Consider the following 16,717-nt stretch of genomic DNA (forward strand, 5'->3'; position numbering starts at 1 on the left):
TTCTTGACAAAGAAGTATTTTTTGCAATATTAGTAAGATTACAAATTATGGTGATTTGTTATATCTTATTGTTTTTTATACAATAATTATTGTTTCCTATTCCTAATATAAGGATACATATGCTGCTAGGTAAAATTGTATATAGCATGTTTCAATGAGGTTGAAATATTGTACCACTTCAGTTTAACAGAGCATTCTTGCCATCGATAAGGATAATATCAAATGATATATTCATTTGCAAAATTTTGTACTAGCTTATGGGGAGTGAGAGTTTTTTGTTCTACTATTTTAATAGTATGTATTTTCGCTATATTAAGATTGTGGTTTTTAAAAAATAAGTTAGATAAAACGATAAAAAATATTATTAATAGATTAAAAGATTTGCAAGACCCAAATGAATTCTATAACAGATATGAAGATATAAATGAAGTTTTTGAGAATGACCCTTATATTGGGAATGAATGGAAAAATTTTAAGAAATCATTGATATTTCCATCAAGCAATACAAGTAATTCTGGAATTATTCAAACGTCTGCTCCTGCTAAATTTTTTTTCGACCCTGAAACTTATTTAAACAAATATTTATGTCTCTCTTTTTTTAATTCAGTTCCTAATTATCTAACTGGCGGCGGAATATTATTCACCTTTGTTGGATTAGCCTGTGGCATCTATTTAGCAAGAGAGGGTTTTGACTCTGGAAATGTAAGCAAGATTACCATTTCCTTACTCCATCTTCTTGGAGGAGCTTCTTTGGCCTTTTGGACTTCTATTTGGGGACTTATTTGTTCAATTGCTTTTTCCATGATATTGAAATGGTGTAGTCGTAGCAGCTTTTTTCTTTTAGAGGAATTGCTATCTAACATTGACAGACTTATTCCATTTGTTACTTCAGAAAAACTTGCCAAAGAACAGCTTGAAGAACTCAAAGTGCAATCTACCCAGCTCCAAAGATTCAATACAGAATTGGCTGTGTCTATTGCAGAGGCTTTAGATAGGCGCCTTTCCCATCAATTGTCTGGATTAGCAACATCCATTAACCACGCTTTAACTAATATTGTAAATGAAAATTTGATACCTCATCTTAAGGCTATAAACAATACCATGGAAAGTATTAAAACAGATAGGGGTGAATCTTTAGTTAATATGCTACATGAGATATCTGATAAATTTAGGGAATCATTACATGGTGCTGCGGGTAAGGAATTAAATGCCTTAGCTTTATCTGTGAATAATTTGATAGGTGAGATAAAGGCATCGGAACAGTTGTTGGGAAATGCTCAAAAACAGGTTAACGAAACAGTGATGGTATTATTAAACCAGGCTAAGGATGTAATGGGTGAACTAAGCGAAACAATGAAAGAGTCTTCCGAAAAAACAGTATCTAATTTGAAGGATACAAGTAAAGAGATATCTAATGATTTAACCAATGCAGGCAAGGAGGTTGAACAAAAATTCAGGGAAGCTGCTCTAACCATTGAAAAAGCAATATATCAATTTAGAGATATAACTGAGCAAATCCAGACATCTCTTGTTAGCCCAATTAATAGTTTGAAACAATTAGTAGTTGATTTTTCAAGTAATATTGACAAGTTAAAATCTACAACACAGGAGTCTGGACACATTTTGGAAAAGGCAGGAGAAAACGCAAAGGTGATGACAGCGTTAACTGAACAAATAAAAAATACAATTTCACATATTGAAAAAACTGCCTTCTCATTTGAAGGAGCTGCGCAAAATGTCTTAGAGAGCACTGAGAAGTCTCATGAAATCCATGAGGAAATGAAACTTCTTTTTAAAGAAATGCAACATGAAAGACAGTCGCTCACTTCTTTATGGAATATGTACCAACAGAGATTTGCGGGATTGGATGAAAGCCTAAAAAAGATTTTTGAAGAAATAAACGAGGGATTAAATTCATATGTTGATAGATTGAGGGACTATGTAGTGGACATGGAAAAGTATTTAAGTAAGGGTGTTGATACATTAAGTGGCGCAGTAGGTGAACTTAGAGAGGCTATTGAGGATTTGTCTGAAACATTTTATTTAGAAAAATAAGATTTTTTAATAAAGGGATTGGATCCTAAAAGTAATAATGATTGGTATAAATAATACAAGAAAAAATAACAATGAAAATGAGCAAAGTTATTTAGTATCTGTTAGTGACTTAATGGCAGGACTACTTTTTATTTTTATAATTACCCTTGCTGTATATGCACTAAATTTTAAGTTTGCAGAGAAGAGTCAAAAGGAAGCTGAGGCAAGGCATATTCAAGAAAAAGAAAGGCTTCAAGGAGTAGTTAATCAACTTATAAATACTAGAAAAAAACGAGCTCAAATGTTACATCGCATTCAATTAGAAGCTTTAAAATATGGTGTAAACATAAATGTAAATGAGGAACAGGGTATTTTACATCTTCAAGAGGGAGTGTTATTTGATTCAGGATCAGCAGAATTAAAACCTGACGGTCAAGAAACTTTGAAAATACTTGCTAATGTTTTTCTTAAGATTCTTCCTGAGTATCTTTGTTTTGGTCTTAGCAATAAAGGCAAAAATTCAGCTTTAACAAAAGTAGGTACTATTGAAACAGTTTTTATAGAAGGGCATACAGACAGGCAACCAGTTCGTCCAGGTGGTAAGTTTAAAGATAACTTAGAGCTTTCAGCTGCACGTGCCAGAAACACTTTTAAGTTTTTAGCTGTGAATTTTCCTCAATTGATAGATTTTAGAAATTGTGATGGATATTATATTTTTAGTCTAAGTGGATATGGTGAATATCGACCTATTAGACCTTATAAAGAAAATGAATTTAATGTCCCGGAAAACAGACGAATAGATTTTCGGTTTATTATGTTTCCACCTGAAGCCAAACCAAAATTAATTAAAGATGTTGAAAAACAATTTAATAGTCCTGAAAATTTTAATAATTGAAATAAAAAAATGGTTCTAACATAGATGTATTAATTCATGGATAGGATTATGAGTAGTAATATTCCTTATGAACCATGGGTAAATAATTTATTACAACACATCAAGATGACATTAAATGTGTGTTCTCAGTCTTTATCATCGCCTAAAGTTATAAGCAAAACAGTGAAAGAAATTATAAAAAAACATAATAATGTTATTCCTCGAAAACCAGAACCTTATAGTTTGGAACCAGTTAGAAAGGCAGTTTGGTTGGCAATAAAAAACAATACTCCTTTAACTAAATTGTCAAAAAGGTATTTACGGAGGATTCCTTGGATCTTGTTCGAAAGGGAAAGAACTTTCGAGGAGATAGAAGAGCGGATCATTGAATTTTTAAGGTGGTTATATCAATATGGATCAGCTTCAACTATTAGGACAATGCTTATTGTATTCTTAAACCGTTATCCAGAAAAATTATCAACCTTTGAATTGTGGAGAAGAGATTTAAAAACAATTTTGGTAACAAAACATCTACCCTCTCTTTTGGGATGGAAAAAACGTTGTGAGGAATTTTCTCTTTTGGAACCAAGAGGTTATGAAAGATTCACGTCTATATTTCTAGAAAATAATGTGCCCCCTGACCATTTTTTAGCTGAAGCTGGCTTTACTGGGGAGTTAGCAAGAGCAAAATTTTTGTCTCGAGCCTGTGTAGCCCTATTAGAGCAACTTAAACAAGACATAGAAATAGGAAAAATTTCACCTTCTGTCCTTTCACATGGTATTGAGTTTTTTATAAGTAATAAAAGTGAGTTAAGGTTTCCTGAATATAGGATAGATATTATAAATAAATTACTTTCCCCATTCATAGGTGATATTGATCCTACAAAAGAGCATCTTTTAAATATCATAGCCAAATTTCTAATAAAAACATTTGGTGACCCGAGACTTCCCTCAGCTACAAGATGGCACGGTGTTTCAACTCCAGCAAAACAAGTAATTATGCGTTGGCTAACTGGTATCACTTTAGAAGATTTTTTTCGTATTTTGGACTACACAGTTAAAAGTGGTAACTATAGTCATCATTGGCCATACAGGAGAGCCTTTTGGCTAGCTTATTTTAAAAAAGGGCATATAGTAGAGGCCTGGGTATTGTTAGGACCTATTGCACAAGAGTATGTGAAAAAAATCGATGATTGGGAATTAAAGACTCATGGTCGGTTATTAAAAGGCGATCTAGTACTTCCCAATCATTCTGTTCTTCTTTTAAAATTTAAAGGAGGCTTAGTGGTAGCAGAATGGAGTCATAATGGAAAAGGCCGTTTTTGGCTCCCAGGGAATAAAAATGCTCCTCAGTTCTATAAGTCTAAATATTACCGTAGGGAAGTAGTCGATAATTGTGACTTTGAATTTATTCATGTTTATGGAGAAAAATACTCTTGGCAGAGAAAAGTTTCCAAATGGATTAAGGAGCAGATTGGGGTATTTGTCTCACCTTCAGAATATAGGATTGATTAAATATGAAGGCCTTTTTTGATTGGACAGTTAATAACGATGGTTTTTTATTTATATGTAAAACAAAGAAAGACTTTGTAGAAATAAATGAATGGGCAAAATATGATTTAGTAAACAAAAAGTATACTAGGATAGTAAGGGTTGGTCCAATATTGCGAATGCTTGAAGATGAAATTGCCTTAGAAGCAGGAGATAAAAAAGTTTTAGTTCCTCACCTGGCAATTGCAGATCTCAATCCAGATGAGCTTCACCAACTTGCCTTGCCTGAACCAGCACCTTTTACTCTTCATATTGAATCTAAAGGACTTGTTTCTGACCCTGATTTTGCTTTTATTTATGCCTTTTGGCGACCAGATAATACTCCACTAATAAATCCCCAACGGAAAGGTTGTTTAATTTTAGTGGGTACTAAAGAATATATCTTAACAGAACCCTATTATTCTATAATTGAGGCATTGGATCGTTTTAAGTCTGCTTCTCAAAAAAGTATTGATGAAAGATTGGTTGCATTAAGTACTATCAAAGAGAAATTACCTAAAGATGTAGTTCTTGGAGACTATTTGACATCTATAAATGTTGTTACGGCCCATCATTTTTCAATTGATCCCTTTGTAAATGAACAAGGAGAACCAGATTTTGATCCTGTATTGGTTCGCCAAATCAATAAATCCAATGGTGGAATTAATGATGAAGAGAGTCTTGAACTAGAGAGAGTTTTGCCCAAAGCATGTGAAGAATTCTTTTCAAGACATTTTCGTAGAAAAAAAAAGATAACTTTGCAATATCCCGCGGGAAATGGTTGGTTTGTTGTGCTTTCAGAGCCATTAAGAACGGCTCTTCAGATAGTTAGAGAATATCAACTTGCTGAGCCTGAGGTGCGGCGAAGGTTTATTACTAATCCTCGTCCATTTCTTAAGGAGGGGTTGGGACAGCTTTATGATGAATCTTTAGTGGATAATCTCTTTCAAGAATCTTTGGAATATGGAGAGCGAGTTAAAAAAATAGGTCATTGGAGTCCACCAGTTCTTCCATTTATTAAAAAAATGGGCAAAGAGCCATGGTTGCCACCTGAAGTACTAGGAATTCGAGTTGGAGATCAATGGATTGTGATAGATACCCAAGACATAGAGAGTCTTCATCAGAAGGTAATAGAAGCAAAGGATAAGGGTGAGCCCAATGTAAATTATAAAGGTAATATAGTACCAGCTACTCAACAGACATTGGAAGCATTGGAACAACTAATCGGCATTATTTCTCCAGTTGAACCAAGTGAAAAGAAAAAGTCTAAAAAGCCTTATGAAAAATATGTTCTTATTATAAAGGGTAATTTTGAAGAGATAGAGATACAATACAAAAGGGAACAAAGACCTGGCAAATACGGTGAAATTCCCTGTGATTTATTAAAAACAAAACTGCTTCCCCATCAAGAAGAAGGATTGAAATGGCTCCAAGAACATTGGATATCAGACAGTCCTGGGGCTATTTTGGCTGATGATATGGGGCTTGGCAAGACATTACAGGCTTTGGCTTTCTTGGCTTGGGTGAGGAAGTATAATAAAGGCCCGTTTTTAGTAGTGGCTCCAACAGGTCTTTTAGATGAGTGGGCCCAGCAAAGCCAAACTCATCTTAAGGAATCGGCTCTAGGAGATTTAATTAAGGCATATGGACGGACTTTAAAAGAATTGCGTAAAAGGAAAGGGCAATTCATAAAAGAAATTGAAACCGGAGTTCCTGCTTTAAATACAAATGAGCTAGCTGAAGCTGGTTGGGTTTTAGCTACCTATGAGACAATAAGAGATTATCAACATAGTTTTGGTCAGGTTAAGTGGAAAATAATTATATTTGATGAGGCTCAAAAAATTAAAAATCCCTCAACAATGGTTAGTTGGTCTGCTAAGGCTATGCAATCTGACTTTGCTTTAGCATTAACCGGGACCCCTGTAGAAAATAGACCTGTTGATATGTGGTGTATAGTCGACACAGTTCGGCCTGGCGAATTGGGATCTTTAAAGGAGTTTTCATCAAAATATGAAAAAGATAATGGGTTAACCATTGAGTGTCTTAAAAAATTGAATTTTCATCTAACAAGGGGGAAAAAACCATCCATACTTATGCGAAGACAAAAATCGGACTATCTTAAAGGACTTCCCCCGAAAAAAGAGCATATTTTAAAAGAGACTATGCCACCTCCACAAAGTGATGCATATGATCAAGTTATTGCATGGGCTAAAAAACTTGGACGTAGAAAAGGCGGTATGTTAGAGGCGTTACATAAGCTTAGGAGTGTTTCGCTGCATCCTCTAGATATGAAAGCTGCAGAACTTTCAGATTTAGAGTATATTCAAGCTTCTGCAAGACTTATTACTACTTTTAAAGTCTTAGATGAAATTGCAAATAGGAATGAAAAAGTATTAATTTTTTTGGAATCATTAGCAATGCAAGGTTATTTGGCAGAACTAATTCAGAAAAGATATAAGTTGTCACTTCCACCTATGATAATAAATGGATCAATTTCTGGACCTAAACGCAAAAAAAGAGTAGAGTTATTTCAAAAAAGTAGTGACTTTGATGTAATGATTCTTTCACCGAAAGCGGGAGGAGTGGGATTTACTATAACCGCTGCTAACCATGTAATACATTTGTCTAGGTGGTGGAATCCTGCGGTAGAGGATCAATGCACTGATCGTGTTTACAGGATATCTCAACAAAAACCGGTACATGTTTATTATCCCATTGCTATACATCCCAATTGGGATAAATTTAGCTTTGATTTAAAATTGCATGAACTGCTAAATAATAAAAGATTACTTTTTAAGACCATATTGGCACCTCCTTCAGGGACATCAAAAGATGCAAAACAACTTTTCAATGAAACAGTGTTGGGTAATCAGTCTGAAATCAATGATAGAGAACAACTTAATAATTTTTTTAATGGGCTGGACTTGATGGAGCCGCTTCAATTTGAGGAATGGGTTTTAAGTAAATTAAGGGACTTTGGCTATAATGTTAAACGTACTCCTATTTCTGGAGATCGTGGAGCTGATGTGATCGCTTTAGCTCCTAAAGGCTCAGGTTGGCCCAATTTAATTATTCAGGTCAAACATACCCAGAGGAATTCTCTATGTTCAGATAAAGCAATAGATGAAATATTAAAAGCCATAAAATATTATCCCCAAGTTCCACAACCAATATTACAGGTTGTTGTCACTAATGCCAGTGGTTTCCCATCTTCAGCCATTGAAAAGGCTCAACAAAATAAGATATTGTTAATAGATAAGGAAGGACTTTCTCTCTGGCCTGCACAAGTAGTTAAAAAAACTAAATGAAATGTTTCATATAAATTTAACCAAAGAACTAAAATCATCGGGTTTTTTGTTGATTTTGACTATTTTTATTTATGGATTAGTCATAAATCGTGTAGAAATTTTTTAATACTTTGTTGTTAAGAACTTATTTTAGCTCATTGAAATAAAGGATAGGTGTTATGGGGAAAGGTTTTCCGCAGACCTCAGCGGAAAAATGTTACAAAAGACCTGAGATGCGAAGGGATTGCCACAAAAGTGGCGTGAACCGTGAGGCGTGAACAGTGAACCGAATATTGGAAAATGCCTATTTCTTTAGCCCCGATTATTGATTGGTTATGGATCAAGTGATTAGTGGTATGTGTGTGAGTGTGGGTGTATGTGTGTGTATATGGAAGTTACAGACCACAGGCACAGATCACATACACAGACACATCAAAGCTTGAGACTTCTAAGTTAATGGAAAAAGAATTTTATTAGAAGAGGTTATAATTTCTAAGTATTCTCGCCACTTTTGGCTCTTCTAGTGCAAGTTCCTGTAAGGCATGGATTAAATCTCTCACTCTGCCATATTTTTCAATATCAGCAATGGTTTCTTCTTTTGCCTTTTTGATAATGGTTCTTCTATCCCAATAGGCAAATCCTATTACAGATGCAGTTAATGTGGTGAAGATACCAACTATCATCCATAAAAAAGATATTAAATCTTCAAACCTTTTGTTTACGTCATCAAATCTCTTATCAATTTGTTCAAACCTCTTATCAACTTGTTCAAATCTCTTATCAATTTGCTCAAATCTCTTGTCAATTTGCTCAAACCTCTTATCAATTTGTTCAAACCTTTTGTCCACCTGCTCCATAAATACCTGTAGAGCGGTTTCCACTTTTACAAGTCTTTCTCTATCCTCCTGGGTAAAACCTGTATTTTGGGCAAAGAGAGGTATAGAAGTAAGTAATGTTAAGGTGAGTATTATACAGATAAATATTTTTTTCATATCTTCTTAGATCCTTTGTTTGGAGTAACTATCAATATTTTTTATATTGAATAAATCAGAATTAGATTTAGGTCAATTGGTTTTGTTTACATGGAATTTAACTGTGATCCGTGAATCGGTACCCGTTAAACGGAATAGGGAGAAGGAGTTTTTCATGAGAGTTTATGTTACAACTCAAGGAGCAACCATTGTTAAACAAGGAGATAGACTACTTGTAAAAAAGGAAGATGCAATATTCCATACGTTATTTTTACATAAGCTGGAGCAGATTATTGTCTTTGGGAATATTGCAATTACCGCACCTGCGAGAAGGGCTATTTTTAAGGAAAAAATAGATACTGTATTTTTGTCAAAAGATGGGAGATTTGTTGGAAGATACATGATAGAGGAGCCAAAGAATTTTTTTCTTCGAAAGAGACAATTTGATCTGTTAAATGATAATAAGTTTCCGCTAAATATTTCAAAATGGATAGTAAAGGCCAAATTTATGAGCATGGCCAATATGTTAATGAGGATTTCAAGGACAAAATCAAAGGGAAGGTGTAAAGACGTTGCTCATGAAATAAGGTCACTCATGGATAAAATTGACCAGGCAGATAATGTTGATAGTGTAAGGGGATATGAGGGCAAGGGGGCTGCTTTGTATTTCTCTTGTTTTAGTGAAGGATTTAGCGAGGATTGGGGTTTTAGAAAAAGGGTTAGAAGGCCACCAACTGATCCTGTAAATTCTGTGTTGTCCCTACTCTATACCTTTTTATTCAATAGGGTGTATTCTGCTGTAAGGGCAGCAAATTTAGACCCATTTGTGGGAAATTTGCACATGCCTGATTACGGGCGATATGCCCTTGTTATGGATTTAATGGAAGAATTCAGGGTAATTGTTGTGGATACCCTGTGCCTTTCTCTTTTTAATCTGGGAATCTTAAAAAAGGAACATTTTGAACAAAAAAGGCCAGAGATAGATGAAGAGAGTGATAATCTGGTAGCAGAAGACGCAGAGATTGGAAAGGTGGTAAATGACAAGTTTGGTCTTATGAGTGCTGACGAGAGCAGTGATTTTTTTGATGTTCCGCCCCAGAGGTTTGTGGAAGATGGGGTTGATACAAACAGGAATGATAAGGGCAAGTTGCCTGTTAAATTGAAACCAGATGCCCTGAAAAAGGTTATACAGGCCTTTGAGAAAAAGTTGCAGACTGAGTTTTATTATGAGCCCCTGGATAGAAAAATAACCTATGAAAAATCCATATTTGAACAGGCAAGACAATATAGAAAAGTGGTGGAGGATGAAATCAAGACCTATGTTCCACTTGTCTTAAAATAGGATGGATGTTATGAACGTTGTGATTACATATGATATTTCAGATAATAAAGTAAGGACAAAATTTCATCATCTGTTGAAAAATTTGGGATATAACATACAAAAATCTGTTTTTGAATGCGATATGTCTGAATATGACTTAATTCAGATAAGAAAATTTTGTGTGCAGTACTTGGATGTTGAGACAGATTCTGTTAGGATTTACAAAATATGTTCTGATTGTTTGGATAAGGCCCAGGTGCAGGGAACTACCATAAAATTAAAGGCTGATAGGTGGGTAATAATATAGAGTTATGAGAAAGATTTTACTCTGTGTATCAGGAACAACACCACAAATTATAACAGAGACCATCTATGCCCTTGCTGTGTTAAGGGATCCTCCTTTTATACCTCATGAAATACACGTTATTACAACATCAATTGGCAGGGATTTTATACTGGAGAATTTATTAAATACAGAACAGGGTTATTTTTATAAACTAATAAAAAATTATGAGATTCCCAAGCCCAAATTTGATCTCCAGACTATTCATGTAATAGGAGAAGGGGCAGGAGAAGTTATAGATATTGTGGATGACAGGGTAAATAAATTGACTGCTGCCTTTATATTGCAAACAGTAAAAGATTTGTGTGTATTAGAAGAAAATCAGGTACATGCATCAATTGCTGGTGGAAGAAAGACAATGGGTCTGTTTTTGGGTATGGGGATGCAATTTTTTGGAAAAGAGATAGATGAGATGTCCCATGTCCTTGTAAGTCCTCCCTTTGAATCACACCCTGATTTTTATTACCCCCCTAATCCACCTAAAATAATAACAGTCTATGATTCCAGGCAGGGAAAATACCATAAGTTGTGTACCAGTGAGGCCAAAATAACCCTTGCAAATATACCTTTTATAAGACTCAATTTGGTTGAAGATTTTAAAAAGGACCTGGAGTTGAATTTACTGGTGGATATTGCCCAAAAAAAGATACAGGAATGCGTGCCTGTAATAGAAGTCTCGGAATCTGATCTGTCCATAACTATATCTAGACAAAAATTATACTTAACTCCAGTTGAAAGGGCCATTTATTTTTTTATGCTAAATAATAAGTTACAATGTACAAAGGATGTATGCGAGCCTGGATGCAGGGAGTGTTATGTTTCCCCTGGCATGTTCAATTTACATGAGATTTTGGACTATTATAGAAAGATTTTGGGGAACTGCTCACAGCGTGTGGAGAGATTTGAAGCTTCTTTGAACAAGATGGATGTTCGCTCTTGGTTTTTACAACACAGATCAAGGATAAATAAAAAGTTGAGGGGAGTGGACTTTACATGTAAGTCCCTAATACAGGATTATGGTGCCTATGGGACTAAAATTTATGGCATAGATGTACCAAAGGAGAGGATCTTTATTAAATATTAAATAAAAGACAAAGGAAGAAGTTATGGAACTTAGCTATTTAGTTAAAAAAAAGTGCCATATGTTTACATCCATGGTTCTGGATGTTCAAAAGATATACGGGTCTATCAAGTTTCAGAGGTAGGAGGGTATGCCATTGACCTTCCAGGTCACGGAGACTCCCCAGATTTGTTATTTTAGATATGGAAAAAATAAAAATCCGTTCCTTATAATGAAAAGGGAACGGATTTTTATTATAGAGTTTCCAATCTATTATTAGCTTAATTTTGTTCTGACTTAATCTTTTTCCTTGTAATCACTGCAAATCCAATTAAACCAGTTCCAAAAAGTAGCATGGTAGCTGGCTCTGGTACTGGATTTGGGAGTGTACCTTTGCCCATTAGATTGTCATTTCCACACTTTATAGTTAAATGACTAATAAATGTAGTACCTGGTGGTAAAAAAGAAAGGTCAATTGAAAATCCGTAATGGTCACTCCCTTGTAAGGGAATACCTTGTAAATTAGTGGGTAAGACATTCTTGTTCTGAAAGTAAGGATGTTCGTAATAAGCAAAATCTCCTCCGTAGACAATCTTTAATCCATTATTGTTTTGTTTATTATATTCTTTTGCATATCTCCATGGGCTTGAAAAATCATTACTGTAATAATACACATATTTCAATTGATCTGAATTTCTAATTTCAAAGACTTTAAAGATATTATTATTAAAATTTAGCCTTATTGCATAGTCATATCCATAATTATCATTAATCCATCCAACATCGTTTGGCCTACGTCTATTTGGATCTGGTGTATCACCACCATATCGTGCATCTCCGTCAATATCTAAGAAAATATCTCCAACTGTTATACCTTCCACTCCATTTTTAAAATCAAATCCACCGATAACACTTAATTTATATCCATTCAAAAAAAATCCTTCTAAATCCCATTTTTGTTCAGCCTGGTCTTCTGGTTCCACTTCATTGTCTTCCTGTGTTCCATACCATTCATCTTGTGTATTAGAGCTGTTGTCATAGATTGTTATGTTTTGTCCAAATCCAAGTGCGTATGAAAAATTTTGCATATATATAATACTTATAAAAATAAATGGTAGTGTAATCCATACGAGGTATTTATTTTTCATAGGACCTCCTTTTGCTTGTTATTTGTGAGGAAATGAAGCAAGTTGTGTGCCATTTAGTTTGTTTTTGATAACAAATTGAATTTATTGTTATTTTTTGAAATGTATCGATTCTTTATGAAAAAAAGTGCAAATTGTTTGTTTTAAGTGTAGTTGGTAAGTGAAAATAAATGCATACTGAAGGGAAAAATTTTTTGGAAGGTCAATTTTTTATTTTATAACCAACTCCCCTGATTGTTTTTATAAGTTGTGAATAAGGGCCAAGTTTGGCCCTAAGTCTTCTTATATGTGTATCCACAGTGCGCTCATATCCTTCAAAGTCATAGCCCCATACGCTATTTAAAAGATATTCCCTACTGAGTACCTTGCCATCTGCCCTGATTAACTCCAAAAGTAGTTTAAATTCTGTAGTTGTTAGCCCAATTTCCTGTCCATCTATTGTTACTTCCATTTTCTCTTGATCTATAACAAGTGATTTATATTGCCATTTTGTTTTGGATGTTGAGTTCTGAGTCCTTTTAAGCACGGCCTTTATCCTTAGAATAAGTTCCCTGACACTAAAGGGTTTCACCACATAGTCTTCTGCACCAAGTTCAAAACCCAGGATCCTATCAAGTTCCTCTCCTCTGGCAGTTAAGATAATTACTCCAGTATCTTTTGTTAAGGGATTTAGTTTTATTTTTTTTAAAATGTCCAGACCATCCATATCAGGGAGCATCAAGTCTAGAACTATAAGATCAAACCTATCCTTTTCAAGGATACAAAGGGCCTTCTCACCTGTGGAACACACAGAAGTAATAAAACCTGCACGTTCAATGTTAAACTTCAAAATTTCCTGGATATCTTCTTCATCTTCTATTATTAAAATCTTTTTTTTATCCATGATCTTTTATCTATTATCAAACTGACAATAGTGCTTTATGTTTATGCCCTTTGCAATAAATACCCCACTTTCTGCAATATTTGTGGAAAGGTCGGCGATTCTTTCAAATCTTTTTGCTATATTAATGCAATATACAGATCTCTCAATTGCAGGAGTCTCTTTAATCATATAGGCAATAATTTTTTTTAATATATTATCGTACAACCTATCCACAGTGGAGTCCATTTTGCATACATTGATGGCCATATCTGGGTCTGGTTTAAAAAATGAACCAAGGGCACTATCAAGCATATCAAAGGCCTTGTCTCCCATATATCTAAGTTCTCCATAAAAGGGAAGCTCGGGTTTAAGACTTAATATAATAGTTGCCTGTGCAATATTTGCTGCCTCATCTCCAATCCTCTCAAGGTCAATTGATGCCCTCATACATCCCAGTATGAATCTTAGATCACTGGCAACAGGTCCTTCAAGGGCCAGGAGCTTTAAACAATTTTTGTCTATTTCTACTTCCAGGTGGTTGATTAGTTCATCTCCATCAATAACCTCCTGGGCAAGATCAGTATCCATTTTTTTAAAGGCAGAAATACAGTTTTTTAATGACTCCTTTACCCGGGATGCCATTTTTAGAGAAAGGGTTTTTAATTGTTCTATTTCTTCATGCAAATGAGTGTACATACGGTCTCCTTATCCAAATCTTCCAGTTATATATTCTTCTGTTTGTTTTTTATTGGGCTTTGTGAAAATTATTTCTGTCCTGTCCATTTCAATTAATTTCCCCATAAAAAAGAATCCAGTAAAATCTGCAATCCTTGCTGCCTGCTGCATGTTATGGGTAACGATCACAATTGTGAAGTTTTTTTTGAACTCATATATTAGCTCTTCAATTTTTCTGGTGGCAATGGGATCCAATGCAGAGGCAGGTTCATCCATGAGCAATACCTCTGGCTGGACTGCAATGGCCCTGGCAATACATAGCCTTTGTTGTTGTCCTCCTGAAAGTCCCATTGCAGATTCCCTTAACCTATCTTTTACATCATCCCACAGTGCAGCCATCTTTAAACTATCTTCAACCCTTTGAGCTATTAGGTCCCTATCCTTAATACCCTGAACAATGAGACCATAGGCCACATTGTCAAAAATTGATTTTGGAAAGGGATTTGGTTTTTGAAAGACCATTCCCACCTTTCTTCTTAAATCTACCACATCAACCTCGGGCTCATATATATTTCTATTGTCCAGATACACCTCACCCTTTATCCTGGAACCCTCTATTAAGTCATTCATCCTATTAAGACATCTTAAAAAGGTGCTTTTGCCACATCCAGAGGGACCAATAAGGGCAGTTACCTGATTTTCATAAATATCCATTGAAATATCAAATAGTGCCTGCTTTTCCCCATAAAAAAAACTCAAGTTTTTTACCTTTATTTTGATTTTATTCTCTTTCATGTGGTTATCACCTACAATTTGTAATAATTGAAATTCAACAGTTTATTGTTTTGTTGATCCTGGGTTAGGGATAGTGAACCAGACAATACATCCCCTGTTGTCCTGGAGAGTAGGACTCTCAACCCATATATCACCCCCAAAATAGCGCACTATATTTTTGCAAATAGATAGACCTAAACCATAGCCAGATCCACCTGATCTTTTGGCACCTCTGGTTTGATAAAACCTCTCAAAAACCCTGTCCTGTTCACCTGCTGGTATCCCAACACCAGAGTCTTTTATCCCTATTTGTAAAAATTTCTTGTGTTCTTTAACTTCCACAGAGATCTCACCACTTTCCCCTGAAAATTTAATGCTATTGTGTATTAGATTTTTAAGGACTGTATACAACTTTTGTCTGTCATATTTAATTTCAATGGACCTATCTATATTTTTAAATTCAATATCTTTTCCCCTGGCAATTTCCTTTAGATCAGCCCAAACCTCTTCCAACACTTCCTTTATATCCACCAGTTCCATATGGGGCTTAATGTCTCCTGACTCAATCTTGGACACTTCCATTATTCCATTTATTAGTGTCTTCATCTCATTACAATTTTTAATTATTTTTTTTAGAAAAGATTCAATTTGTTCCCTGTCCAGCTCAGGATTGTCTAAAATAGTTTCAGTAAATCCCTGAATAGATGTAATAGGTGTCTTTAATTCATGTGAAATATTTGCAAAAAAATCTCTTCTTATTTTATCCAACTTTTTTTGTTCTGTTATATCGTGAAATACCAGTATTGCCATTATTTCTTTTTTATATGAAATTGGTATTATATTTACGCTATAATATCTTTTATGTATATTAATTATAATTCCCTTAACATATGTACCGTTGTTTAAGACATCCTCTAATCCTTCAATTAGTTCTCTATTAATTATTATAGATGCCAGATTTTTACCTAAAAGACTATTTTTAAAATGCTCTTCAAACGGTTTATTAAATTTTATTATCTTTCCATAACAGTCAACTGCAACAACCAGTGCATCTATTCCATTAAATATGCCTTCTAATTCCTTTTTCTGGGTTGAGATTAAATTTAAATTATTGGTAATCTGAACTGCCATATTGTTTATGGCATTAACCAGTCTATCAAATTCCCTGGCTGGAGATTTTTTTATTAATCTCACCTGTTTCCCCTGACTTAAAGATTCTGCTAAATCTATAATAGGGTTTAATCTTTTTATAATTAGTATGATAAAATACGAAATTATTATACCAGAAATTATGAGAGAGAAAAATAATACATATATAATGTGATAATTTATTCTATTTAACGTAGTATCAATTATGGAATAATACCTTGATACTCTTAGATAACCTGGTGGGAGATTATTTAAATTTATGGGTCTTGCATAATATATTAATTTTTTATGGATAGTTCCACTGTATCTAATACTCCAACCACTTCCTGATTTCCTTGCCATTATTACTTCAGGCCTGGTTGCATGATTATCTAATTTTCTTAGCCTTTTTTTAGAGACCTTACTGTCAGCTATAACAATTCCATCTCTTAAAATATAGGTTATTCTGTCCCCTAATTTTTCTCCCACATCTTTTATAATGTCATCTATGTTGTTTTTATTTATATTTGGATTACTTTTTAAAATATATTTGATGAGTATAAATTCTTTTTTAATATTTGATAGGGCCTCTCTATTAACTTCTTTTTTTATTATATTTACAAAATAAATCCACGGGATTAAAATACTTATTAGAAGTATAACCCAAATGGAAAGAATAATTTTGGATTTAAGTGAAATATTTGAAGACATAA

Annotated in this window: 13 protein-coding genes; 7 read left to right on the forward strand and 6 right to left on the reverse strand. The window is 34.2% G+C overall.

What is annotated here, in order from left to right:
* Window positions 1-222: 222 nt before the first annotated feature.
* From ACYQ0O_RS02810 to ACYQ0O_RS02825, 4 genes are read left to right on the forward strand one after another with little or no spacing between them, the layout of a single operon-like run.
* Window positions 223-2,055 (forward strand): hypothetical protein, encoded by a 1,833-nt coding sequence (locus ACYQ0O_RS02810; protein ID WP_459890426.1) that lies wholly within the window; start codon window positions 223-225, stop codon window positions 2,053-2,055.
* Window positions 2,056-2,092: 37 nt separating this feature from the next.
* Window positions 2,093-2,929 (forward strand): OmpA/MotB family protein, encoded by an 837-nt coding sequence (locus ACYQ0O_RS02815; protein ID WP_459890428.1) that lies wholly within the window; start codon window positions 2,093-2,095, stop codon window positions 2,927-2,929.
* Between the two features lie 36 nt (window positions 2,930-2,965).
* Window positions 2,966-4,423, forward strand: coding sequence for an EH signature domain-containing protein (locus tag ACYQ0O_RS02820; protein WP_459890430.1), 1,458 nt, complete (start codon window positions 2,966-2,968; stop codon window positions 4,421-4,423).
* A 2-nt stretch (window positions 4,424-4,425) separates the two neighbouring features.
* Window positions 4,426-7,746: an SNF2-related protein gene (locus tag ACYQ0O_RS02825; protein ID WP_459890432.1), complete on the forward strand. Its 3,321-nt coding sequence runs from the start codon at window positions 4,426-4,428 to the stop codon at window positions 7,744-7,746.
* Window positions 7,747-8,198: 452 nt separating this feature from the next.
* Here ACYQ0O_RS02825 and ACYQ0O_RS02830 read toward each other — a convergent pair whose 3' ends face one another.
* Complete coding sequence (locus tag ACYQ0O_RS02830; protein ID WP_459890434.1) at window positions 8,199-8,717, reverse strand: hypothetical protein; 519 nt, start codon at window positions 8,715-8,717, stop codon at window positions 8,199-8,201.
* Window positions 8,718-8,871: 154 nt separating this feature from the next.
* On the opposite strand from ACYQ0O_RS02830, the gene cas1 reads away from it, so the two are divergent.
* The 3 genes from cas1 to csm6 are packed head-to-tail and all read left to right on the forward strand — an operon-like array spanning window position 8,872 to window position 11,444.
* Window positions 8,872-10,038, forward strand: coding sequence for a CRISPR-associated endonuclease Cas1 (cas1, locus tag ACYQ0O_RS02835; RefSeq protein WP_459890436.1), 1,167 nt, complete (start codon window positions 8,872-8,874; stop codon window positions 10,036-10,038).
* A gap of 10 nt (window positions 10,039-10,048) precedes the next feature.
* The gene (gene cas2 / locus ACYQ0O_RS02840) at window positions 10,049-10,324 is read left to right on the forward strand and encodes a CRISPR-associated endonuclease Cas2 (RefSeq protein WP_075069665.1); all 276 of its coding nucleotides are present in this window, start codon (window positions 10,049-10,051) and stop codon (window positions 10,322-10,324) included.
* Window positions 10,325-10,328: 4 nt separating this feature from the next.
* Entirely contained in the window at window positions 10,329-11,444 is a 1,116-nt protein-coding gene (gene csm6, locus ACYQ0O_RS02845; protein WP_459890438.1) for a CRISPR-associated ring nuclease Csm6, read from the forward strand.
* 257 nt (window positions 11,445-11,701) lie between these two features.
* Here the strand turns inward: csm6 and ACYQ0O_RS02850 are convergent, their stop codons facing one another.
* The 5 genes from ACYQ0O_RS02850 to ACYQ0O_RS02870 form a co-directional block, all read right to left on the reverse strand.
* Window positions 11,702-12,568 carry a PEP-CTERM sorting domain-containing protein gene (locus ACYQ0O_RS02850; protein ID WP_459890440.1) on the reverse strand — a complete coding sequence of 289 codons (867 nt, stop codon included), beginning with the start codon at window positions 12,566-12,568 and terminating at the stop codon, window positions 11,702-11,704.
* A gap of 199 nt (window positions 12,569-12,767) precedes the next feature.
* Entirely contained in the window at window positions 12,768-13,448 is a 681-nt protein-coding gene (locus ACYQ0O_RS02855) for a response regulator transcription factor (RefSeq protein ID WP_459890442.1), read from the reverse strand.
* A 6-nt stretch (window positions 13,449-13,454) separates the two neighbouring features.
* Window positions 13,455-14,123 (reverse strand): phosphate signaling complex protein PhoU, encoded by a 669-nt coding sequence (gene phoU / locus ACYQ0O_RS02860; RefSeq protein WP_459890444.1) that lies wholly within the window; start codon window positions 14,121-14,123, stop codon window positions 13,455-13,457.
* 9 nt (window positions 14,124-14,132) lie between these two features.
* Window positions 14,133-14,897 (reverse strand): phosphate ABC transporter ATP-binding protein PstB, encoded by a 765-nt coding sequence (gene pstB, locus ACYQ0O_RS02865; protein WP_459890446.1) that lies wholly within the window; start codon window positions 14,895-14,897, stop codon window positions 14,133-14,135.
* 42 nt (window positions 14,898-14,939) lie between these two features.
* Window positions 14,940-16,715, reverse strand: a complete 1,776-nt coding sequence (locus tag ACYQ0O_RS02870) for a sensor histidine kinase (protein ID WP_459890448.1) — start codon at window positions 16,713-16,715, stop codon at window positions 14,940-14,942.
* Between the last annotated feature and the right edge of the window lie 2 nt (window positions 16,716-16,717).

Source organism: Desulfothermus okinawensis JCM 13304 (assembly GCF_054654515.1).